22 protein-coding genes and 1 pseudogene are annotated in these 22,180 nt (G+C 57.0%); 7 read left to right on the plus strand and 16 right to left on the minus strand.

Annotation, left to right across the window (positions count from 1 at the left end; genetic code table 11):
- The first annotated feature begins 222 nt into the window (after positions 1-222).
- Positions 223-2,817, plus strand: a complete 2,595-nt coding sequence (locus tag RMV17_RS13060; protein WP_311886775.1) for an autotransporter outer membrane beta-barrel domain-containing protein — start codon at positions 223-225, stop codon at positions 2,815-2,817.
- Positions 2,818-2,881: 64 nt separating this feature from the next.
- On the opposite strand, the gene RMV17_RS13065 is transcribed toward RMV17_RS13060, so the two are convergent.
- The 3 genes from RMV17_RS13065 to RMV17_RS13075 form a co-directional block, all read right to left on the minus strand.
- Positions 2,882-3,523, minus strand: coding sequence for a DUF1345 domain-containing protein (locus RMV17_RS13065; protein WP_311886776.1), 642 nt, complete (start codon positions 3,521-3,523; stop codon positions 2,882-2,884).
- A gap of 140 nt (positions 3,524-3,663) precedes the next feature.
- Positions 3,664-6,762: an efflux RND transporter permease subunit gene (locus RMV17_RS13070; RefSeq protein ID WP_311886777.1), complete on the minus strand. Its 3,099-nt coding sequence runs from the start codon at positions 6,760-6,762 to the stop codon at positions 3,664-3,666.
- A gap of 15 nt (positions 6,763-6,777) precedes the next feature.
- Positions 6,778-7,935 carry an efflux RND transporter periplasmic adaptor subunit gene (locus RMV17_RS13075; protein WP_311886778.1) on the minus strand — a complete coding sequence of 386 codons (1,158 nt, stop codon included), beginning with the start codon at positions 7,933-7,935 and terminating at the stop codon, positions 6,778-6,780.
- Between the two features lie 267 nt (positions 7,936-8,202).
- On the opposite strand from RMV17_RS13075, the gene RMV17_RS13080 reads away from it, so the two are divergent.
- The gene (locus tag RMV17_RS13080; RefSeq protein WP_007912171.1) at positions 8,203-8,904 is read left to right on the plus strand and encodes a response regulator transcription factor; all 702 of its coding nucleotides are present in this window, start codon (positions 8,203-8,205) and stop codon (positions 8,902-8,904) included.
- Positions 8,905-8,908: 4 nt separating this feature from the next.
- Positions 8,909-10,210, plus strand: coding sequence for an ATP-binding protein (locus RMV17_RS13085; protein ID WP_108224475.1), 1,302 nt, complete (start codon positions 8,909-8,911; stop codon positions 10,208-10,210).
- A gap of 42 nt (positions 10,211-10,252) precedes the next feature.
- On the opposite strand, the gene pncA is transcribed toward RMV17_RS13085, so the two are convergent.
- The 4 genes from pncA to RMV17_RS13105 form a co-directional block, all read right to left on the minus strand.
- On the minus strand, positions 10,253-10,879 hold the full coding sequence (gene pncA / locus RMV17_RS13090) for a bifunctional nicotinamidase/pyrazinamidase (protein WP_311886779.1): 627 nt from the start codon (positions 10,877-10,879) through the stop codon (positions 10,253-10,255).
- Positions 10,880-10,925: 46 nt separating this feature from the next.
- Complete coding sequence (locus tag RMV17_RS13095) at positions 10,926-11,687, minus strand: transcriptional regulator (protein WP_311886780.1); 762 nt, start codon at positions 11,685-11,687, stop codon at positions 10,926-10,928.
- On the minus strand, positions 11,684-12,169 hold the full coding sequence (locus RMV17_RS13100; RefSeq protein WP_311887040.1) for a sigma-70 family RNA polymerase sigma factor: 486 nt from the start codon (positions 12,167-12,169) through the stop codon (positions 11,684-11,686). The genes RMV17_RS13095 and RMV17_RS13100 overlap by 4 nt, the downstream gene beginning before the upstream one ends.
- A 63-nt stretch (positions 12,170-12,232) precedes the next feature.
- The gene (locus RMV17_RS13105; protein ID WP_034154228.1) at positions 12,233-12,766 is read right to left on the minus strand and encodes a tetratricopeptide repeat protein; all 534 of its coding nucleotides are present in this window, start codon (positions 12,764-12,766) and stop codon (positions 12,233-12,235) included.
- 159 nt (positions 12,767-12,925) lie between these two features.
- Between RMV17_RS13105 and RMV17_RS13110 the strand changes: the two genes are divergently transcribed.
- A complete protein-coding gene (locus RMV17_RS13110; protein ID WP_311886781.1) occupies positions 12,926-13,699 on the plus strand; it encodes a class I SAM-dependent methyltransferase in 774 nt (257 codons plus the stop codon).
- 35 nt (positions 13,700-13,734) lie between these two features.
- On the opposite strand, the gene RMV17_RS13115 is transcribed toward RMV17_RS13110, so the two are convergent.
- On the minus strand, positions 13,735-14,217 hold the full coding sequence (locus RMV17_RS13115; protein WP_034154226.1) for a hypothetical protein: 483 nt from the start codon (positions 14,215-14,217) through the stop codon (positions 13,735-13,737).
- Between the two features lie 218 nt (positions 14,218-14,435).
- On the minus strand, positions 14,436-14,774 hold the full coding sequence (locus tag RMV17_RS13120) for a DUF2834 domain-containing protein (RefSeq protein ID WP_311886782.1): 339 nt from the start codon (positions 14,772-14,774) through the stop codon (positions 14,436-14,438).
- A gap of 248 nt (positions 14,775-15,022) precedes the next feature.
- Here RMV17_RS13120 and ilvA point away from each other — a divergent pair.
- A pseudogene (gene ilvA / locus RMV17_RS13125) lies at positions 15,023-16,012 on the plus strand (threonine ammonia-lyase, biosynthetic); the annotation flags it as partial.
- Positions 16,013-16,042: 30 nt separating this feature from the next.
- On the opposite strand, the gene RMV17_RS13130 reads toward ilvA, so the two are convergent.
- Both RMV17_RS13130 and eco read right to left on the minus strand, forming a co-directional pair.
- Complete coding sequence (locus tag RMV17_RS13130; RefSeq protein WP_311886783.1) at positions 16,043-16,348, minus strand: NIPSNAP family protein; 306 nt, start codon at positions 16,346-16,348, stop codon at positions 16,043-16,045.
- Between the two features lie 21 nt (positions 16,349-16,369).
- A complete protein-coding gene (gene eco / locus RMV17_RS13135) occupies positions 16,370-16,855 on the minus strand; it encodes a serine protease inhibitor ecotin (RefSeq protein ID WP_150730142.1) in 486 nt (161 codons plus the stop codon).
- A gap of 367 nt (positions 16,856-17,222) precedes the next feature.
- Here eco and RMV17_RS13140 point away from each other — a divergent pair, with 367 nt between their 5' ends.
- Complete coding sequence (locus tag RMV17_RS13140; protein ID WP_007912157.1) at positions 17,223-17,492, plus strand: DUF1652 domain-containing protein; 270 nt, start codon at positions 17,223-17,225, stop codon at positions 17,490-17,492.
- Here RMV17_RS13140 and RMV17_RS13145 read toward each other — a convergent pair.
- Positions 17,489-17,887 (minus strand): hypothetical protein, encoded by a 399-nt coding sequence (locus RMV17_RS13145; protein WP_026000451.1) that lies wholly within the window; start codon positions 17,885-17,887, stop codon positions 17,489-17,491. The two genes, RMV17_RS13140 and RMV17_RS13145, sit on opposite strands and share 4 nt — an antisense overlap.
- A gap of 89 nt (positions 17,888-17,976) precedes the next feature.
- Positions 17,977-18,246 (minus strand): DUF2790 domain-containing protein, encoded by a 270-nt coding sequence (locus tag RMV17_RS13150; RefSeq protein WP_257355241.1) that lies wholly within the window; start codon positions 18,244-18,246, stop codon positions 17,977-17,979.
- Positions 18,247-18,741: 495 nt separating this feature from the next.
- Here RMV17_RS13150 and RMV17_RS13155 point away from each other — a divergent pair, with 495 nt between their 5' ends.
- A complete protein-coding gene (locus RMV17_RS13155; RefSeq protein WP_311886784.1) occupies positions 18,742-19,038 on the plus strand; it encodes a hypothetical protein in 297 nt (98 codons plus the stop codon).
- A gap of 108 nt (positions 19,039-19,146) precedes the next feature.
- On the opposite strand, the gene RMV17_RS13160 is transcribed toward RMV17_RS13155, so the two are convergent.
- From RMV17_RS13160 to RMV17_RS13170, 3 genes are read right to left on the minus strand one after another with little or no spacing between them, the layout of a single operon-like run.
- Positions 19,147-20,118 carry a sel1 repeat family protein gene (locus RMV17_RS13160; protein WP_311886785.1) on the minus strand — a complete coding sequence of 324 codons (972 nt, stop codon included), beginning with the start codon at positions 20,116-20,118 and terminating at the stop codon, positions 19,147-19,149.
- Between the two features lie 5 nt (positions 20,119-20,123).
- Positions 20,124-21,143, minus strand: coding sequence for a sel1 repeat family protein (locus tag RMV17_RS13165; RefSeq protein ID WP_311886786.1), 1,020 nt, complete (start codon positions 21,141-21,143; stop codon positions 20,124-20,126).
- Positions 21,089-22,081 (minus strand): sel1 repeat family protein, encoded by a 993-nt coding sequence (locus tag RMV17_RS13170; protein ID WP_311886787.1) that lies wholly within the window; start codon positions 22,079-22,081, stop codon positions 21,089-21,091. Before RMV17_RS13170 ends, RMV17_RS13165 begins: the two co-directional genes overlap by 55 nt.
- Positions 22,082-22,180: the final 99 nt, after the last annotated feature.

Raw genomic sequence — 22,180 nt, forward strand, 5'->3', positions numbered from 1 at the left:
GTGGGTTCGGGTAAGTACGCTACAGTCGGTGAGGATAATTCCTCTCTTGTTACGGACTTTTCCTACATAAAAGTTTCGACTTTCTTATTAAGGTGTCGGACGTTTTTTGGTGGAAGCTTTCAATACTGCCAAAAATCAATGTCAGTAGTTGCGCAGTTTGAGGAATACCCAATGCATCTTTGTTTTAGATCACCGTCCTCTGTGACCTTTCAAAAATTGGTGATGGCTGCGGCATTTCTATCCTCCAGCGAGGCCTTCAGCCGAACGCTAAATCCAGGAGAGAGTGCAGTCGTCACGAACCCACCCGTACCAGAAGCCTGGGTAGTGTCCCAAGGGGGCACCCTGACCGTTAATAACGCGCAGGCGCTGACCATCTCGTCATCAAATGCCAACGTTGTTTTCAATGGTGGTCAAAGCGCCCGGATCGATGCCAAGGCTTCAGTGCTAAACCTCTCTGGAGCGTCTGTAAACAGTTCGGCTGGCAGGGGGGCGATACAACTGATCGACAGCAGCGCCATTATCGACAACAGCACCATCATCAGTACCAACAGTTTCGGTCTTCTCCTGGGGCGCAATACCACTACCCCGGCGTCTTCGAGCGCGACGGTCAAGGGCGCAAGCACGATCATCGGCCTGAATGGCGCGGATGCGGTAGGTTTTGCCGTATTGAACGTCGAGAACTCCACCGTTCGAGGCACCGGTTCGGATAGTTATGGTGTGAGGCTTGGTGGGGCAACGCTTTCGGCCAACGGCAGCGTTCTGGCCGGGGAGAAGAACGGCCTGCAAATCAACACGGATTTAACCGGTGTCAATGCCAACACTGTAACGTTGAACAGCACCCGCGTGTCGGGGGGAACAGGATCAGCCATTTTACTTGGCTCTTCGGGTGCCGCCGGTACAGTTGCAAATATCAATGTTTCTGGCACCAGCGAGTTGATCGGTGGCAACGGTAACGTATTGGAAGCGACCAATCGCTCCACCGCCAATCTCACCGTTGATGCAAGCCAGTTGAGTGGCAACGTAGTGGCCGATACGGGCAGTTCGGTTTCTCTACTGATGCAGAACGGCGCCGCGCTGGAAGGTGATTTACAGAACGTGACCCAGATCAGTCTTGACTCCCGCAGCACGCTCAATGGCGATGTCCTGTCCGTTGCAGGTACAGCCTCAAAGGTCAGCCTGAACAATAACGCCGTTCTCAATGGCAACGTTGAAAACATAGCCGGTCTGTCGCTGAACAACGGCAGTCAAATGACCGGCAATGTGTTGGCGGACACCAATGGCCGTGTAGAACTGGACAATCGTTCGGCAATTAACGGCAACGTCGAAAACGTCTCAAGTCTTGTATTGAACAATGGCAGCAACCTCACTGGCGACGTCATCACGGCTGCCAACGGGAGTGTATTGCTGGACAATGGTTCGCTACTCACCGGCCAGATAACCAATTCGGGCAACCTGACCATCAACAATGCGGCGCAGTGGGTCATGACCGGCGACAATACCGTGCAGCAACTGGGCATGAACAACGGTGTCGTGCAAATGGGCACGAACGAGCAGTTCCAGCAACTGAATGTCGGCGATCTTTCCGGTCGCGGTACGTTTGCGATGGGCACGGATCTGGGTAACGGCAATACGGACTTCCTGAATGTCACCGGCAACGCGACTGGGCAACATCAATTGCAAATCGCTGCTACCGGCACGACGCCTGTCACGGCCGAAGCTGTGAAGGTCGGCAATATCGCTGCGGGCGATGCGAGTTTTTCGCTGGGAGGACGTGAGACGGTTGACGCGGGCACGTTCGTGTATCGGTTGGCCAAGGAAGGTCAGGGTCTGTACCTGAATCCGGACAAGGAAACCGTGAGTACTTCGAGTAACACCGCGCTGGCCTTGGCGGGCAGTGCTCGCAGTGTCCTGAATGCCGAGGCTGCCATGCTCAGCGATCAGTTGGGTGACCGCAGTATGAGCATCCGCCCTGAGGCCTCGATGCGCGCCATGGATGACAGCTCGGTGAAACTGAGCAACAGCGTCTGGGTTCGCACTTACGGTAACCAGTACAACGTCGACAACGCGTATGGCGACGGTTACACCCAGAATCAGACCGGTATTACTGGTGGTGCCGACACGGTCGTCGATATTGCCGGGCGTGCATGGGTATTGGGTGGATTTGTTGGCACGAGTCGAACTGACATCGATCTGAAATACGGCTCCAGCGCCATTGTCGACAGCGTGAACGCAGGTGTTTACGGCAGCACGTTCGATGTCGACAGCGGTGTGTTCGTCAATCTCATGGCCAAAATCAATCAGTTCGATAACAAAGCCAAAGTGACTATGAGCGACGGCACCCGCACGAAGGGTGACTACAAGTCGCTGGGATTAAGTGGTTCTGCAGCAATCGGCAAACATATTCGTCTCAAGGATGATTATTTTGTCGAGCCGCAGGTACAGATCTCAACGGGCGTTGCGCAAAGCGATGAATACCGGCTCGACAACGGTTTGCAAGTCAAAGCCGATACCATGCGTTCTGTTCAGGGCAAAGTCGGTGTTCGTGGCGGGCGCGTCATCACGCTGGATAACGGCAGTTTGCTGGAACCCAGTCTATCGACCGCGTTCAATCACGAGTTTGTCAAAACCAACGAGGTCAAGATCAACGACAACAGCTTCGATGATGATCGTGCGAGCAGCTCTGTGGAGTATGGCGCAGGTCTGAAGTGGACACCGGCTCAGCGTACCTGGCAGGTTTCCGGGCAGGTGGGTGGCAGCAAAGGGACAACCGTGAGCCAGGACTGGAGCGGTAGCTTGCGAGTCAGCTACTTCTTTTGATCGGTTACCGGTGAATTGAAAATGCCCTGACAGTGTCAGGGCATTTTTTTTGTTCGGAGCTTGTTCAGCCAAACAGTCCTGCGGCGATATTGATTGAAAATCCGAGTATCGCTGTGTTGAAAACAAACCCGATCAACGATTGCGCCAGTACGATTTTACGGATATCCCGCGTTGCCACCCCGACATCGGCAGTCTGCACTGCCACACCGATGGTGAACGAGAAGTACAAGAAGTCCCAATAGTTGGGCGTGGTCAGCCCTTCGGCAAAGCGCAACGCCGGCTCCTTGCCATCCCAGGTGTAATACAACCTCGCGTAGTGCACGCAGAAAATCACCCCGATCAGCAGCCACGAACCGATCACTGTCAGCGCGGTGAAACCGTAATGCATGAGTTTGCGCGTGGTTTCCAGATCCTTGCTGCCCGCCAGTTCGAAGGTGATGGTCGCCAGACTGGCCAGCGCGGCGATGCACACCACAAACAGCACCAGCCCGGCGTTTTCGTCTTCGACTTCAGCGATGCGTTTGACGTCCGGGGCCTTGGCACGCACGGTCAGCCAGAACATCAGGATCAGGTAGGTCCAGACACCGCCGTTCCAGCCAATGAGGATTTTGCTGACGATGGAATCGGCGGGGACCAACAGACCGGTAGCGAGGCCCAGGAGAGCGGCGGCGGAAAGGCGAGGGTGGGTGCGGGCGAGGAAGCGCATGGGGACTCACGTTGGTGAACTGTCTCTGCACCATAGCGTACGCCACCCTGCTTTTGTAGGAGCTGCCGCAGGCTGCGATCTTTGATCTTCTAAAAGCAAAGTCAAAAGATCGCAGCCTTCGGCAGCTCCTACAGTTTGGATCAGTGGGGTTTGGTGAATCGTTGTACGAGCTTCATGACGACCACGAAGAAGACAGGTACGAAGATGACTGCCAGCGTTGCGGTAATCATCCCGCCGATCACGCCAGTACCGATCGCCTGTTGGCTCGCCGAGCTGGCACCGGTGGCAATGGCCAATGGCACCACGCCGAGAATGAACGCCAGCGAAGTCATCACAATCGGCCGCAGACGCAAACTCGCCGCCTGCAACGTCGCATCAATCAGATCGTGACCTTCGTCATACAAGCTCTTGGCGAACTCGATGATCAGGATCGCGTTCTTTGCCGACAGACCGATGATTGTGATCAGACCAACCTTGAAGAACACATCGTTGGGCATACCGCGCAACGTCACGGCCAATACCGCGCCGAGCACGCCCAGCGGCACCACCAGCAACACCGAAGTCGGAATCGACCAGCTCTCGTACAGCGCCGCCAGACACAGGAACACCACCAGCAGCGACAAACCAAGCAGGATCGGCGCCTGATTGCCGGACAAGCGCTCCTGCAACGACAGCCCGGTCCATTCCTGACCCAGACCTTTCGGCCCCTGCGCCACCAGACGTTCAATCTCCGCCATGGCCTCACCGGTACTGTGCCCCGGCGACGGTTCGCCGGAAATCGCAATCGCCGGATAGCCGTTGTAACGGGTCAACTGCGCCGGGCCCTGAATCCAGTTGGCCTGCACGAACGCCGACAACGGCACCATGTGCCCGGTGTTGTTGCGTACGTGCATTTTCAGCAGATCGGCCACCTGGCTGCGTTGATCACCTTCGGCTTGCACGACAACGCGCTGCATGCGCCCTTGATTGGGGAAATCGTTGATGTAACTGGAACCGACGGCAGTGGACAGCACGTTGCCGATATCGGCAAACGAGACGCCCAAGGCATTCGCCTGCTTGCGGTCGACCACCAATTGCACTTGCGGCGCTTCGGCCAGCGCGCTTTCGCGCACATTCATCAGCACCGGACTTTTCTCGGCGGCAGCCAGCAACTCAGTGCGCGCCTGCATCAGGATCGCATGGCCGAGGCCGCCGCGATCCTGCAAACGGAACTCGAAACCGCTCGACGTGCCGAGGCCATCCACGGGCGGGGGCAGCACCGAGAACGCCATGGCGTCCTTGATTTCACTCAGGGCGATATTGGCGCGATCGGCAATCGAGCTGGCGGCATCATCACTGCTGCGCTGCGACCAGTCCTTCAGCGTCGAGAACGTCAGCGCCGCGTTCTGGCCGCTACCGGAGAAGCTGAAACCGAGGATCACCACCGTGTCACTGATCCCCGGCTCGCCGGCGTTGTGCGCCTCAAGCTGTTCAGCCACGGCCACCGTACGATTCTTGGTCGCACCGGGCGGCAACTGAATATCAGTGATGGTGTAGCCCTGATCTTCCACGGGTAGGAACGAGGAGGGCAGACGCGCGAAGCACAGTCCCAGTCCAACCAGCAGCACAGCGTAGATCAGCAGGTAACGGCCGCTGCGTTTCAACGCATAGCCGACCCAGCCCTGATAACGATCGGTCAGGCGCTCGAAGCGGCGGTTGAACCAGCCGAAGAACCCGGACTTCTCGTGATGCTCACCCTTGGCAATCGGCTTGAGCAGTGTCGCGCACAGTGCCGGCGTCAGGGTCAGGGCGAGGAATGCCGAGAACAGAATCGACGTCGCCATCGACAGCGAGAACTGCTGGTAAATCACCCCGACCGAGCCTTGCATGAACGCCATCGGGATAAATACCGCGACCAGCACCAGCGTGATGCCGATGATCGCGCCGGTGATCTGCGTCATGGCTTTGCGTGTGGCTTCCTTGGGCGACAGGCCTTCGGTGGCCATGATCCGCTCGACGTTCTCCACCACGACAATCGCGTCGTCCACCAGAATGCCGATGGCCAGCACCATGCCGAACATGGTCAGCACGTTGATCGAGAAGCCCAGCGCGAGCATGGTCGCGAACGTGCCCATCAGCGCCACCGGCACCACCAGCGTCGGGATCAGCGTGTAACGCACGTTCTGCAGAAACAGGAACATCACCGCAAACACCAACAGCATCGCTTCGCCCAAGGTGTAAACCACTTTGGTGATCGAGACTTTGACGAACGGCGAGGTGTCGTACGGAATCTTGTATTCCACGCCTGCCGGGAAGTAGCGCGACAGCTCATCCATCTTCGCCCGCACCAGGGTCGCGGTGTTCAGCGCGTTGGCCCCCGGCGACAACTGCACGCCGACGGCGGTGGATGGCTTGCCGTTGAGGCGCGTGCCGAACTGGTATTCCTGACTGCCGATTTCCACGCGAGCGACATCACCGATGCGTACGGTAGAGCCGTCGCGATTGGCCTTGAGCACGATGTCGGCAAACTCTTGCGGCGTCGACAACTGACCCTTCACCAGAATGGTCGCAGTAATTTCCTGGCTGGACGGATTGGGCAGATCGCCGATGCTGCCAGCGGACACCTGGGCGTTCTGCGCCACGATAGCTTCATTGACGTCAGCCGGTGTCAGGTTGAACGCGATCAGCTTCTGCGGATCGATCCAGATACGCATGGCCCGTTCGGCGCCGTACAACTGCGCCTTGCCGACACCTTCCAGACGTTTGATCTCGTTCATCACGTTGCGCGCCAGATAATCACTGAGCGCCACGTCATCGAGCTTGCCGTCGCTGGAGGTCAGGGTGATCAGCAAGAGAAAACCGGACGAAACTTTTTCGACCTGCAAACCTTGCTGATTGACCGCTTGCGGCAAGCGCGATTCGACCACCTTGAGGCGGTTTTGAACGTCAACCTGTGCCAGTTCCGGGTTGGTGCCCGGCTGGAACGTGGCTTTGATCGTCGCACTGCCGAGGCTGCTTTGCGATTCGAAGTACAGCAAGTGATCGGCGCCGTTGAGCTCTTCCTCGATCAGGCTGACCACGCTTTCATCGACGGTCTGCGCCGAGGCGCCCGGGTAAACAGCGTAGATTTCGATCTGCGGCGGGGCGACGTCGGGGTATTGCGCCACCGGCAACTGCGGGATGGCCAGCGCACCGGCCAACAGGATGAACAACGCTACGACCCAGGCAAACACCGGGCGGTCGATAAAGAACTGCGGCATAGAAAAGCGTCCTGCTTACTGACCAGAGGTCTGGGCAACTGGAAGAGGGGTGTCGTCGATCTGCACTTTCTCGCCGGGACGGGCGTGTTGCAGGCCTTCGATGACGATGCGGTCGCCAGGCTTGAGGCCGCCGGTGACGATCCAGCGATTGTTCTGCACCGCGCCGAGTTGCACCGGTTGTTCGGCGACGCGCATTTGCTCATCGACGGTCAACACCTGGGCAATGCCGGCGCTGTCACGCTGCACGGCGCGTTGCGGCACGGTGATGCCGTTCTGGATGGTTGCCTGCTCGAGGCGCACGCGGATGAAACTGCCGGGCAGCAAGTCGAGATCCGGGTTGGGGAATTCGCTGCGCAGGATGATCTGGCCAGTACCCGGATCGACAGTGATGTCGCTGAACAGCAGCTTGCCGGGCAGCGGGTAGAGGCTGCCGTCATCCTGAATCAGCGTGGCTTTGACCTGATCCTGACCGACTTCCTGCAGTTGCCCGGAGCGGAACGCGCGGCGCAACTCATTGAGTTCACGGGTCGACTGGGTGAGGTCGGCGTGAATCGGGTTGAGTTGCTGAATCAGGGCTAGCGGCGTGGTTTCGTTCTGCCCGACCAGTGCACCTTCGGTGACCAGCGCACGGCCGACGCGACCGGAAATTGGTGCGGTGACGGTGGCATAACCCAGATTCAGTTTCGCCCGTTCGACGGCAGCCTTGCTGGCCGCAACGTCAGCGGCGGTCTGCCGGGCATTGGCGCGGGCGTTGTCATAGTCCTGACCGCTGATGGCTTTGTCGTCGATCAACTGGGCGTAGCGCTGCTCCTGCAGTTTGGCCTGGAACGCATTGGCTTCGGCCTTGCGCAGGGCGGCTTCGGCGCTGTCGAGGTCAGCCTTGAACGGCGCCGGGTCGATGCGGAACAGCACGTCGCCCTTTTTCACGTCGCTGCCTTCGCGGAAGGTGCGCTGCAAGACCACACCGGCTACCCGTGCGCGCACTTCGGCGATGCGTGGCGCGGCGATGCGGCCGCTGAGTTCGCTGCTGATCGTCAGGGGATGCGCTTCGATCGTCTCGATGCGCACCGTGGCCGGTGGCGTCTGATCCTCTGCCTTCGAGGACGAATCACAGGCGCTCAGCGTCAGCGCCATCGTGATCAGGCCGAGCCCGGCCAGCAGTTTGTTCGACATGTACAACCCCCAATATTGATGTCCGCATCCTACGGGCAGACGCCGAGATTAGCGGTGAAGCTTTGTAGGCGCTGTGTGAAATTGTGTAAGGGTTTTGCTCAGGGGTGGGCGAGGGCGTATATCCTTCAGGTCTTGAAATTTATTGCGACAGATAGATAGCTTTCGCGAGCAGGCTCGCTCCCACAGGGGATCGCATTCCAAGTGTGGGAGCGAGCCTGCTCGCGAATGGGCCTTATCAGTCGCCACAGCACTTTCTGGATCACCCCCATGCCCAACATCCTCCTGGTCGAAGACGACACCGCCCTCGCCGAACTGATTTCCAGCTACCTGGAGCGCAACGGTTATTCCGTCAGCGTGATCGGCCGTGGTGACCACGTGCGTGAACGGGCGCGGGTCAATCCGCCGGATCTGGTGATCCTCGACCTGATGCTGCCCGGCCTCGATGGCCTGCAAGTCTGCCGTTTGCTGCGCGCCGATTCGGCGACGCTGCCGATCCTGATGCTGACGGCCCGCGACGACAGCCACGACCAAGTGCTGGGCCTGGAAATGGGCGCCGACGATTACGTCACCAAACCGTGCGAGCCGCGCGTATTGCTGGCACGGGTGCGCACCTTGTTGCGCCGCAGCAGCCTCGGCGAACCGCTGACCGCCAATGACCGCATTCTCATGGGCAATCTGTGCATCGACCTGTCGGAGCGCACCGTGACCTGGCGCGATCAACCGGTCGAGCTGTCCAGCGGTGAATACAACCTGCTCGTGGTGCTGGCTCGCCATGCCGGCGAAGTGTTGAGCCGCGACCAGATCCTGCAACGCCTGCGCGGTATCGAGTTCAATGGTACCGATCGCTCGGTGGACGTGGCGATCTCCAAGCTGCGCCGCAAATTCGACGACCACGCCGGCGAGGCGCGCAAGATCAAGACCGTGTGGGGCAAAGGCTATCTGTTCAGCCGTTCCGAGTGGGAATGCTGAGCTGATGTTTCGCATCCTGTTTCGCCTGTATCTGGTGACGATCGTCTCCTACAGCGCAGCGATCTATCTGGTGCCGGATCTGGTGGTCATGGCATTCCGCGAGCGCTTCGTCACCTACAACCTCGATTATTCGCGCGGCCTGCAATCGCTGATCACCCGCCAGTTTCATGCGGTGCCGCACGAGCAGTGGCCGGCGCTGGCGGCGTCGATGGACAAGGATTTCCAGCCACTGCACATCGTCCTGGCGCGGATCGACGATGCCGAGTTCACCGCCATCGAGCAGCAACGCCTGCGCCGCGGTGAAAACGTCGTGCGTATCGGCGATTGGGGCTGGCGCACACTGGCGGTGACGCCGCTGGATGACACCACGGCCGTGCAAATGGTCGTGCCGCCGGACCCGATGGACGTCAATCTGTTGTACTGGAGCATCAACGTGCTGATCGGCGCGAGTCTGCTCGCCTGCCTGCTGATGTGGCTGCGCCCGCACTGGCGTGATCTGGAGCGGCTCAAAGGCACTGCCGAACGCTTCGGCAAAGGCCATTTGAGTGAGCGCACGAAGATCGCCCAGAGCTCCAACATCGGCAGCCTCGCCAATGTTTTCGACACCATGGCCGGCGATATCGAAAACCTGCTCAATCAGCAACGTGACCTGCTCAATGCCGTGTCCCACGAACTGCGCACGCCGTTGACGCGTCTGGACTTTGGCCTGGCGCTGGCTCTGTCCGATGACTTGCCGGCCGCCAGCCGCGAGCGCTTGTTGGGCCTGGTCGCGCACATTCGCGAGCTGGATGAGTTGGTGCTGGAGTTGCTTTCCTACAGCCGTTTGCAGAACCCGGCGCAATTGCCGGAGCAGGTCGAGGTGTCGCTGGATGAGTTCATCGACAGCATTCTGGGCAGTGTCGATGAAGAGCTGGAATCACCGGAAATCGTCATCGACGTGTTGCTGCACGGCCAGCTCGAACGCTTCTCGCTCGATCCGCGCCTGACCGCGCGCGCGATCCAGAACCTGCTGCGCAACGCCATGCGCTATTGCGAAAAGCGCATCCAGATTGGCGTGCAGGTCAATGCCGAGGGCTGTGAGATCTGGGTCGACGATGACGGCATCGGCATTCCCGATGACGAGCGGGAGCGGATTTTCGAGCCGTTCTATCGGCTGGATCGCAGTCGTGATCGGGCAACGGGTGGGTTTGGGCTGGGGCTGGCGATCAGTCGTCGGGCACTGGAAGCGCAGGGTGGCACGTTAACGGTTGAAAGTTCGCCGTTGGGCGGTGCGCGGTTTCGGCTGTGGTTGCCCACTAACGCCTGAGCTTTATGCCTTTGAACATATCCCACAGGTGGCCGGGGTTGTTCAGACCAGTTCTGTGGATTGAATCAACCCGACCCCGGCACTTTGCATCCGCTCAATCGCTGCCGCCAGTGATCCATTCATATCGATCGCCCGGCACGCATCCAGCACCACGTAAGCCCTGAATCCCGCCGCCCGTGCATCCAGCGCCGAAAACATCACACAGAAATCCAGCGCCAGCCCCACCATGTAGACCGTATCGATCCCGCGCTCTTTCAGGTAGCCGGACAGCCCCGTGGTGGTGCGACGATCGGCTTCCAGAAAGGCCGAATAGCTGTCGATATCAGGATTGCAGCCCTTGCGAATGATCAACTGGGCATGAGGCAAGTCGAGTCCCTGGTGAAACTCGGCCCCTTCTGTCGATTGCACACAGTGGTCGGGCCAGAGTGTCTGCTCGCCGTACGGCAACTGAATGACATCGTAGGGCTGGTGACCGGGATGACTCGAAGCAAAGGATGCGTGACCGATCGGGTGCCAGTCCTGGGCAATGACCACCTGCGTGAACTGGCGGGCGAGCTGGTTGATCAGCGGCACAATCAGGTCACCTTCCGGTACTGCCAATTGGCCGCCGGGGGTGAAGTCGTTTTGAACGTCGATCACCAGTAAGGCAGATCGGGATGAATCAGGCATATTGGAGTCCTCCTTGGAAAAATACTCGCTCAGCATAGTCCAGGATCTAGCCGGCAATTAAGCGGCTTTTCAACAGTTTCGCCTTGTCTTCCAGTGCTATCGGGACGTCGTGTCCGATCAGCATCCACGCATGTTCACGCTCGGTCCAATAGACCACATTCATCTCACGCCGACGCTCATGGGCCAACGGCTGACTGCCGCTGTTCGAGCGGGTCACACACAGCGCCAATGGCCCATGCTTCGCATCCAGATAAACGATCTGCGCAATGGGCACGCCGTCGTACTCGAGCATCTGTGCCCGTTTGAACTCGGCACCGGGCAGCTTCAAAGTCGCTGGCGAAAGGTTCAGGCCAAGGCGTGCATCAATCGTGCGCAGTTGCGCGCGTTGGGTCGCGTCGTCGGTGGGCAGATGATCGAGCGTCTGCGGCACGTACAGGGCCATGTAATCGCCCACCAATGCGCGCCAGTTGTTTGATTGCGCGGCGTGCCAGCCGAGGAATAACCGGTCGGCCAACACACCACCCGCTAACAGCGCTGCTGCGGCGCCACCGATAAACCAGCGGCGGTTGAAGCCCGGACGCTGCGGTGAAGGAATCGCATCGAGCCGCGCTTGCAAGCGATCCAGCGGCGCCTGTTGTGCCAGCTCGTCATAGGCTTTCTTGTACGGCAGATTGCTGCGGCCGAGCCATTGCACGCGCAGACTGAGCAACGAGTCTTCGGCAATGGCGCTGTCGAGTTGATGGCGATATTCCTGCTCGAGTTCTCCGTCGAGGTAGGCGACCAGTTGCTCATCCGAAGGTGTGTTCATGAGCGGTCTCCTTCGGTGGGTTTCGGCACTGCCTGCAACGGTGGGTATTCGGCGAGTTTGAGGCGGGCGGTAGCCAGACGGCTCATGACCGTGCCGATCGGCACTTGCAGGATCTCGGCGACTTCGCGGTAGGACAAGCCTTCGACATAAGCCAGATACACCGTCTCGCGTTGGGTTTCCGGCAAGGCATCGACGCGACGAATCACCTGCGCCGCCATCACATGCGTCTGCGCGGCGTACTCACCGTCGAACGCCAGTTGGCCATCGGCATCCACCTGACCCGCGCCGTGGCGCACGCGACGAGCGCGCATTTCATTGAGCCAGATCGAATGCAGAATGCTCAGCAACCAGCGGTCCATGCGCGTGCCGGCGCTGTACTGATTGGCGCGTTCCAGCGCTCGCACACACGTGGCCTGCACCAGATCCTCGGCCACATGCCGGTTGCGCGACAGCAGCAAGCCGTAGCGCCACAGTCGCGCCAGATGCTGTGCGAGTTCTGCTCTGAATGCCTGATCGTTGAAGATGATGGCGGCCCTTATAAGTGCTCAGGTTTTCGATGAATCATTGATGGCTTCGGCCAGGTCCTGGTATTCCTCGCAGGACGTGCCGCAAATCGATTGGATCTGCTGCAACTGCTCCTGCGCCAGGTCGACGCGGCCTTTGATCACATAGGCCTCGCCGAGGTATTCGCGCACTTGCGCGTATTGCGGATCGAGCTTCACCGATTGCAGGTAATAACCGATGCCCTCGTCAGTGCGCCCCAGTTTGCGCGTGGCGTAACCGCGATAGTTAAGGGCCTTGGCGGTGTCCGGTTGCTTCAGTGTGTCGAGCAGCGTCAGGGCTTCTTCGTAGCGACCGACCTTGGCGAGGCGATAGGCATAATCTGTACGGTCGGCATCCGAAAGTGCTTTGCTGACTTGCATCACGCATTTCTGCGTTTTGCTGTCCCAGACCTGGCCTTTCGGGCATTCCGGTTTCTGCACCGGCGCTTCTTCATCACCATTGGCCAAGGCCAACTGGCTGGACATCGCGGCGACCAGCAGCAACGGGGCGGCGAACATAACGGAACGGATAGTCATGGGCAAGGCTCCACAAGGGGTTATGTTTCATTTTGAACACCACAGGGTGAATTTTTATTCATTGCTTTATCAGTGACTGTTCAAGTTCAGCGTAAATTCAAGCGCTATGCTCGTCAGCGTCTGCCGTCGATCCGATGTTTTGCCGTAAGGAGCGTTGCCATGACCGACCACGTCCATCACTCAGCCGCTGCCGGCTACAAAACGGCTGCCGACACCTATGTGAAAGGTCGGCCGGACTATCCGCCGCAGGTCAGTGAGTGGTTGGCCGCGACGCTGGGCCTGGATGGGCACAAGACCGTGATCGATCTGGGCGCCGGCACCGGCAAGTTCACCGGACGCCTGGTGGCGACCGGCGCGCAAGTGATCGCGGTTGAACCGGTGGCGCAGATGCTGGAGAAACTCTCTGATGCATGGCCCGATGTGCTGGCCGTGAGCGGCACCGCGACCGATCTGCCGTTGCCGGACGCCTCAGTCGATGCGGTGATCTGCGCACAAGCGTTTCACTGGTTCGCCAGCACCGAGGCGCTGACAGAAATCGCGCGGGTGCTCAAGCCCGGTGGCAAGTTGGGGCTGATCTGGAACCTGCGCGACACCCAAGTCAGTTGGGTGCCGAAACTGGACGCTATCGTCAATGCGCTGGAGGGCGACACGCCACGCTATTACACCGGCGCCTGGCGCACAGCGTTTCCGCACCCGGCGTTCGCGCCTTTGCAGGTCCAGCGGTTTCACCATGGCCACACCGGCTCGCCGGAAGACGTGATCTTCAACCGCGTGCGCTCGACCAGTTTCATCGCCGCGCTGCCGGAGGCGCAGCGGGCGAAGGTCGATGAGCAGATTCGTGCGCTGATTGCTGCCGAGCCGGAACTGCACGGCAGGGATGTGGTGACGGTGCCGTATGAAACGGCGGCGTATGTTGCGGTGAGGCAGGGATGAGGCAGCCGGGTTGCGAGAACGAGGGGCTAACCAAGTCAATGTTTACCCCGGCGCTTGGTTGCAGCCGAGGTAAAGGTCTGATTTTTCATCTTGAACTTGCCATTTTTGATAGAGACTTCCTGCCCATTTTTTTCATTTAGAGCGGTAAAGAATACTGTGCCCTCCACTTGTTCACCTTCGGATGACGGCACAATAGTTAGTGTTATTTCTCCTGATTTTGAAAAGTACGAAACCGGATCACCAAGAGTGCCGACCGCATAGCTTCCTCGATAGTCGCCGTCCTTGGTCAGCTGATAGGTGCCTGTCGTTGCCCCTACAGGGAAATAGACACTCAGATAGGCGTGTCGCCGCGGAAGCGGTCCGGAGAATTCCTGATCGCCAATAGCTTGCCAATAAGGGACAGGCACTGGGCGAGAACTGATGGCCAGATCTACTAACGTCGTATAAAACAACAAGCGTTCACCACCTTCCGTCTCGGCAGAAAACTCTCCTGTAGATGTGTACGCTGAATCACTCATCGCTCATGCTCCTGACGTATGGCCTCAATGGGATCAAGCTCCCGGTGAAGGCTCAAGTTACTGCATCAGGATGTGCCGCATAACTGTCATAGTTGACAGTTGACATCTGGGTTGATCAGGCATTCTTGAACGAGACACACCTTGCCAGTGCTGACACCAACCCCTGTGGGAGCGAGCCTGCTCGCGAAGGCGATCTACCCGGCATCCGATCACCCGGATCAACCCACCCGAGCCAGATCCACCACCTTCCTGTTGCGCTCGCGAACCCCACGCACCACCAGATACAACAACGGCCCAACCGAGACAAAAACCGCCGTCAGCAACAAATAAGGCACTACCAACCAAACCGACTGCCCACGCGACCGCGCATCCTTGACCATCCAGATCCCGGCCAGTGTTGCCAGCAGATACAGATCAATTACCACCTGCGCAGTATCGGGCCGCGACATCAGGCTGATGCCAAAATCGATCAACGACTGTTCAGCCTGAAGCATCACCGAAACGGTGTAACCGCTGAACGCGAGCAAAGCCGTGAGGGGCAGGGCGATAGACATCATGCATTCCTTCCGTGGTGTGATGAGAGAGTCGCCAGACTAACGTCACCACGCAAAATTGGCCATTGACTTGCCAGCACCGCGCAGGCTAATTTCCAGCCCATGACTTCGACTGTATCGCGCTGCCAGCCAATGATTATTACCGCCATTCCTCATTTGGCGGGCTAGCTCACGACTGCAGCACCCAACCCGCCCTAGAGGCGGGTTTTTACTTTCTGTCTCCGGGGTTTTGAAAATGTCAGGAGACGACCATGCCGCACAGCCCCGACCAGCAAACCCTGCTTGAGCACTACGTGAAAAAGATCCTCGCCGCGCCGGTGTACGACCTCGCGGTGCGCACGCCGTTGCAAGCGGCGCCGGCGCTGTCGGAGGCGCTGGGCAACCGGATTCTGCTCAAGCGTGAAGACCTGCAACCGACGTTCTCCTTCAAGATCCGTGGCGCTTACAACAAACTGGTGCAATTGAGTGACGAACAGAAGGCGCGCGGGGTAATCACCGCATCGGCCGGCAATCACGCGCAAGGCGTGGCGTTGGCAGCGCGCGAACTGGGGATCACGGCGACCATCGTCATGCCGGCAACAACGCCGGAACTGAAAGTGCTGGGTGTACGCAGTCGCGGCGCTGAAGCGTTACTGCACGGCGAGAGTTTCCCGTTCGCGCTGGCCCATGCACTGCAACTGGCGGAGCAGACTGGACGCACCTTCGTGTCACCGTTCGATGACCCGGAGGTAATCGCCGGGCAGGGCACCGTGGCGATGGAAATCCTCCGCCAGCATCAAGGCACCCTGGACGCGATCTTTATCCCGGTGGGTGGTGGCGGTCTGATCGCCGGCATCGCGGCTTACGTCAAATACCTGCGCCCGGAAGTAAGGATCATCGGCGTTGAATCCGAACACTCAGCGTGCCTGAAGGCCGCACTGGAAGCCGATCAGCGCGTCGTGCTGCCCAATGTCGGCACTTTCGCCGATGGCGTGGCGGTAGCGCAGATCGGCGCGTTCGGGTTTGAGGTTTGCCGTTTCTGCGTCGACGAAGTGATCACCGTCAGCAACGACGACCTTTGCGCAGCGATCAAGAATATCTACGACGATACCCGCTCTATCACCGAACCGTCCGGCGCCTTGGCTGTGGCCGGGATCAAGCAATACGTGGCGCGAACCGGGGTACGCGAGCAGACATTCGTGGCGATCGACTCGGGCGCCAATATCAACTTCGACAGCCTGCGCCATGTCGCCGAGCGCGCCGCCGTATGCGGCGTCTCGGCGTGAAACGGTTTACGGCAGCAACGGGCGCAGGAAGCTGCGCTCGTAGCTGACGATGAACTTCTTCTCGACCAGGCTGGCCACCAGTGCGGTGCTTTCCAGGTCGGTCATCGCGATGTGCCGATAGCTTTCGTAATCCGCCAGTGACGGAAAACTGAACAGGCAATAAGCGATGTTGCTCGCGCCTTCGGACGGCAAAAAGTAGCCGTGATGCGTGCCGCCCAAGCGCTCGACGATGCCGAGCCAAGCCTTGGCGTAGGCCTCGAACTCGGTCAGTTGGTAAGGGTCGATGACATATCTGACGTGGCAAGTAATCAAGCAGCGAACTCCTTGTTCGGGTTATTCCTGCAGGGCTGTACCGACTTTGTCCGAGGCCGACCAGATGCGATAACGCACTTCGACGTCCGACGGCGCATACACCACGACCGGCAACTTGCTGTTGTAACGCAGCATGAAACCATCACCGACGACCGGCACGAACGCGCGCTTCTTCTGGCTGCCGGGCGGGCAGGCCATCATCGTGCTCATCGGGCCGATGACTTTTTCCAGCCTATAGAACGGATAACCCCAGCCTTCAAGATTCTTCTCATCGAGAACACCGCCCAAACGCTGGCGGTTGCAGTCCACTTCAAGGGTTTTGCCGGCGAGGATTTCAACCTGAAAGTTCTCTTCCTGCTCTTGCTTGGGCAAGTGAATGACCTGGCGGGTGAACCCGGCTTCAGCCTTCGGGTACGGCGCAACGTCTTCAAGCTTGGCGGCGTGGGCGAGGGTGGACAGGCTGGCGATGAACAGCCCGGTGGTCGCGTAGACGCGGAAAGAACCCATGGAAGCCTCCGTGCGGGTGTAGGGTGGATAACGGGCATTCTTACCGTCATGGGCCGTGATTGCAAACCAGCGTCGAGTTGCAAATTGCAGTACCCGCCGAGGCCATTCTTGCAATTTGCAAGTAGCCAAATACTGGCACCGCCGCCAAGTGCTTGATTTCATGAGGGTGAAAATGAACCGATGAAAGGCACGCTTTATGCGTCTTTTCAGTGCGGCGCACCGGCCTTGGGCGCCTACACTCCAATGGGCATTTCGCAGTACCACCGCTTGTCGCACCAGGGAAACAGCGGGGACACACCCGTGCAGGGGCAGCAACGGTCAGCGTGAATACTTGATTGGCATCTCACAGTAAGGAGAGGGTTTCGCCATGTTTCTGTCTGCCTTGGAACTACGCAATATCATTGAAAGCAGTTTTCTGCCGAAACGATGCCAGTGCACGCTGTCGCCGGACTTGTCGATGACCGTCAAGGTTTTCGGCGATCACCAGACCGATCAGGTTGATCTGCTGGTCAGTGGGATCGACGCCAGCCACCTCAATGGCTGTCGTGAAATCAACGAATTGATCGCCGGGCTGCGATCGGATCTGAACCAGCAAACTGTGCAACATCACTACAGCCCACGCTCCAGAGTCGTCTAACGCACCGTTTCACCCAGTTCGACCGTCACGCGCCGGGCCTGCACAAAACCAAGGCCCAGCGCGAACTCGACCAGCACCGCGAGCAAAATCCCGGGGCCGGCATGGCCGTTTAGCCATTCCGCAAAGCCCAGCACCGCCAAACCAAAACAACCGACTATAAACCCGTTGCTCAGCGCATTGCGCCCCAGCGACGGCGGTGCATTGCGCACCAGATAAAACATCACCCCCAACGCCGCAAACAGCACCGCACTGCGCCGCGCGACAAACCCGGCAGCGTCGGAGTACTCGATGCTCCAGATTGCCAGCAGCCTTTCCGGGAAAACGCCCCAGGCCAGCGCCAGCAAAAAACACAACGAACACGTGAAGCCCGACAACGTGCGAAACGACAACTGCATGGCGAATCCTTGCGGCAGTGAGGAGGGCCCCGAGCATAACCGCCGAAACTCCCCACGCCTACCGCAAACCCGCAAATCAGACGTTTCTGTCAGTTCTGGAAGTTGCACGCGTCAGACAATTTCCGGTAGCTGATCTCCTCGGGCTTACCGGCGTTGTCGATGTACTTCATATCGGCCGTAACCACTTTGCACAGTTGCGTTGGCGGCTCGGTCAACGACACCACTTTGGCCACCTGCAGCGGCATGCCGTACTGATACGGCACGGCTTTGGACGTGGCCGAAGTGTCATTGGCCTGGGCCATCCCGGCAAACGCGGTGCAGGCGAGGGCGGCGGTGAGCAATAAAGGGCGAATGTTCATGAAAGGACTCCCGAGTGGCGGTTCTAGAGTTCGGCGTGATTCACCCGAACCTGCCGCACTGGGCAACAGCCAGAATGGCTGAGGGCGTGCGGTTCAGTAGAGTTTTTGACCACGGCGTTAAGGGATGGTTAACCGAGCTGAACGCCGGCTGTCAGGGAGTGCGGCGGTTTTCTCAGGAAGGTTTGGCGAATTCCTACAAAGGCTGGTGCCTTGTCTGCTTTCGGCGGCTGAAGCGGGGCGGTTATTGTCGGTTGCCGCTGCAAAATCAGTGGTTCGGGTTTGGTCACCTGACAACTTCCCCATTGCAGATGTGCCATCATTTGCGCTGCGGACATCTATGTCCGTGCGGTGCATAGCTGTGGCGGCTGTGTGCAGGACGCCTTCGGGCGAGCTGAGTTGGGGCATGCCTCGGTTGACCAAGCCTGCACACAGTCCGCCTCCCACTGTTTGGTCACAGTGCTGGCGGTTACTTTTGCCCCAATTGAGTAATCACCTATGCCAATAATCAAACTGCTACAAAACCGCTATCTCCCCCTCAACAGCAACGTCACCGAAACCCCGACACTGCTCATCGACACCCAAGCCAACCCGAAAGACATCCTCGAAGCCGCCGTCCAGCGCATCCGCGCCGCCGCTGACCTGCTCGAAACGCTGCATTGCCTGTGCTTCAAACACGCCGACGTGCAAGACATTCCACACATCACCCATGCGCTTTACCTGCTGACGCAGGATGGCAATGATTTGCTGCAGGTGGCGCAGCAGCAGATGTTGAGTTGGAAGGCGCCGGTTTGATGGGCTAGTGAAAACGGCAGGGGTGAACAGCTGAATTTACGCGGGCTGATTCACTTGCTGCCGGTTAATGCAAGCGGGGTGTTGTGCGACTAACCGCTGGGGCTGCGGTCAATCTCCTAGTTTGTCAGGGAAAAATGAGAGGGGTGGGTGAGTGTCTTTCCATTCTTTAGCTATTCTTTCTGAATCTTCAATCTGTGCTGGTGTCATTTTCTCGCGAATTTCTTCACCTTTTCGCTCAACATATCTTCCGATTCCGCCAGCATCACCTAGATCTTTAAGCAATGTAAAAAGCGCATAACCTTTAACTAGATCTAGGGGGTAATCCAGTTTGTCCGGAGTGTGGGAAATATAGGCGCCATAGCTGCTTACTGCCATTTGGTAACCACTGCGGGCTGCTAACTCAAGCCACTGGCGAATACTTGCTGTGTCGCCTTCTCTATGTAAAATTTCCAGGTAATCCATCATTGCTTTTGGATATCCACCTTCCGACGAAAGCAAAAGCCATTTTTTTACAGATGCATCACGTTTTCCTGGAATCAAGAAGAAGCCTTCGCCCTGACGTTCGCTGACCGCCATCCAGTACTGCGCGAGCGAGTATCCCGCGTTTGCGGATTTCTCTAACCACTCACGATTCAGAGTGATTTCATACATTAGATACAAGGATTCGGGATCGCCTTCCTGCGCCTTTGGTAGAACTAATCCTTTAGCTTGTGCAAACCATTCCGCTTGGGTTTTCTTGAATGTAGGGCAGTTGCCAATCTTCTGACAAAAGTCATTTTTGTGTCGGCCCAGTTGAATCATTGCATAGATATTGTCTTTTTCTGCTGCCTTTTCATACCAATGTTGCGCTTCGGGGGCCATGTAACGGTTTTTTTTACGAATGATTTCCGCCAAATAGTATTGAGAGTCCGAGTTTCCGTCGTTGCTTTCAATTTGGAGTTGTTGAGTCGCTGCGTTAATTTTGAGTTGGTTGTATAGAACTATTCCTGAAACTTTTTCAGGGACGCTGTCTGCCGCCGGGCTTGGTTCTGCCCAAGAAAAAAGAGCAATTAATAAAGGCCAAGTCAAGAATTTGGTCATTCTGGTTATCTTCCTAGCTTTTCGGGGAAGAACGAGAGCGGTGGGTGAGAGGTTTTCCATTGCTCAGCGACAGCTTTAGAACTTTCTATCTGTTTAGGTGTCATTTTGCTGCCAATTTCTTCGAGAGTATCTTGAACGAAATCTTGAATAGCGCCTCCACCATCCAACTCTTTCAGAAGGCTAATCAGTGCATAACCTTTAACAAGGTCGAGGGGATAACCAACTTGGTCTGGTGCATGGGCAATGTAAGAGCCATAGCTGCTAATTGCTTTTTGATCGCCCGTTTCAGCTGCTGCCTGAAGCCAATGGCGCACCCCATCAAGATCGCCTTTCTTATACAGGATCTCAATGTATTCCATCATTGCTTTTGGGTTGCCGCCTTCAGAGGAAGCTTTCAGCCATTTGCTGATGGCCTCATCACGTTTTCCAGGTATAAGAAAAAATCCCTCACCTTGTCGATCACCGACGGCCATCCAATATTGCGCGAGCGCATAACCTGCGTTTGCAGATTTTTCCAACCAAGTACGATCGAAAGTTATTTCATACATTAAATACGAAGACTCAGGGGGGTCTGTGCTTGATGCCATTTTTTTAGCCTGAATCAACCAATCAGCGCTTGATTTTTTACTCGCGGGACAATTGGTCATTTTTCTGCAGAGGTCATCGTTTTGGCGGCCTAGCTGAATCATGGCAAATATAGAACCATTATTCGCAGCGGTTTCGTACCATTGCTGCGCTTCAGCGGTCATGTACCGGCTTCGCTTTCGAAGTGCCTCCGCAAAGTAATACTGTGAATTCACATTTCCCGAATCGGCCTCTTTTTTTAGTTCGCGAATCGCCAAGTCTAATTTTAGCTGGTTGTATAACACCATTCCCAGGGTTGATTCATTTGTTCGCGAATGTGCTGAGCTGTTTGCAGAAAGAGCGGCGATCAGCATTGCTAAAATAATTCTAAATGTTCGCACTGCTATTAATAACCTAGCTTGTCTGGGTAGAATGAGAGAGGCGGGTGGTTGGTCTTCCACGTTTTCGCGAGTTCTTTTGCTTTTTCTATTTGCTCTTTTGACATGTTTTTTTCTATGCCGGGTAATGTGTCATTGACGTCTCGTACTACATTTCCCCCACCATTAAGTTCCAGCAGGTTTGAAAGTAAAGCATATGATTTTATTGGGTCGAATGCGAAACCGTATTTTGAGTCTTCTTCGCCTATGTAGGATGCATATCCAAATACACCTTCTACGTAGCTCGAGTCAGCTGCTTTTTCGTTCCAGTTTCTGAACGAGGCTAAATCATTTTTTTCGATCATGATTGCGGCTAACCCCATCATTGCAAGTGGATAACCATTTTCAGCAGACGCCTTCATCCATCGTTCGATAGCTTGGTTGCGTCTCGAGGGTAGTAAAAATGAACCACTTCCTTCTTGGTACTTCGTCGCCAGACGGAACTGCGCAAATGCGAATCCGTTCTCTGCTGACTTCTCCAACCAGTCATCATTGCCTGTCATTTCATATAACAGGTACATTGATTCGCTATCTCCCTGCGCTGATCGTTGAATTGCAAGGCTTTTAGCTTTGATTACCCAGTTGTTAGGAGAGTCTTCACCTTGTGGACAGTTTTTCATGGTTGAACACAAGTCGTCTTCAATTCTCCCAAGGCGAATCATAGAGTAGATATTCCCCTTTTTTGCGGAGCTTTCGTATGCTTTTTTAGCTTCCGGAGTCATGTGGCGGTTATTTTTTCTTAACGCTTCGCCCAGATAGTAGAGCGCCTCATCATCTCCGCCGCCAGCGGCGGTTTTCAAAAAATCGATCGCAGAAATGGCTTTGTATTGATTGTAGAGTTCAATGCCCTGGATTTTTGCCTGAAGCTGTTCGTGCGTAAGAGCAGATGATTCGGTTGCTATTATAGTTAACAACGTTAACGCCGCATTCATTAGTTTTATTGTTATCTTTGCTGAACTCATGGGTGGTTGTTTCTTCTCTGCGGAAGTAAGGGGGGCGGTTAGTCTTCGATTAAAATTCGGCGGTCCGCGCCACCCTAAAGAAATACCAAAAAATCGGAG

It is taken from the genome of Pseudomonas sp. VD-NE ins, from assembly GCF_031882575.1.
In the GTDB taxonomy this organism is placed as follows: domain Bacteria; phylum Pseudomonadota; class Gammaproteobacteria; order Pseudomonadales; family Pseudomonadaceae; genus Aquipseudomonas; species Aquipseudomonas fluorescens_BZ.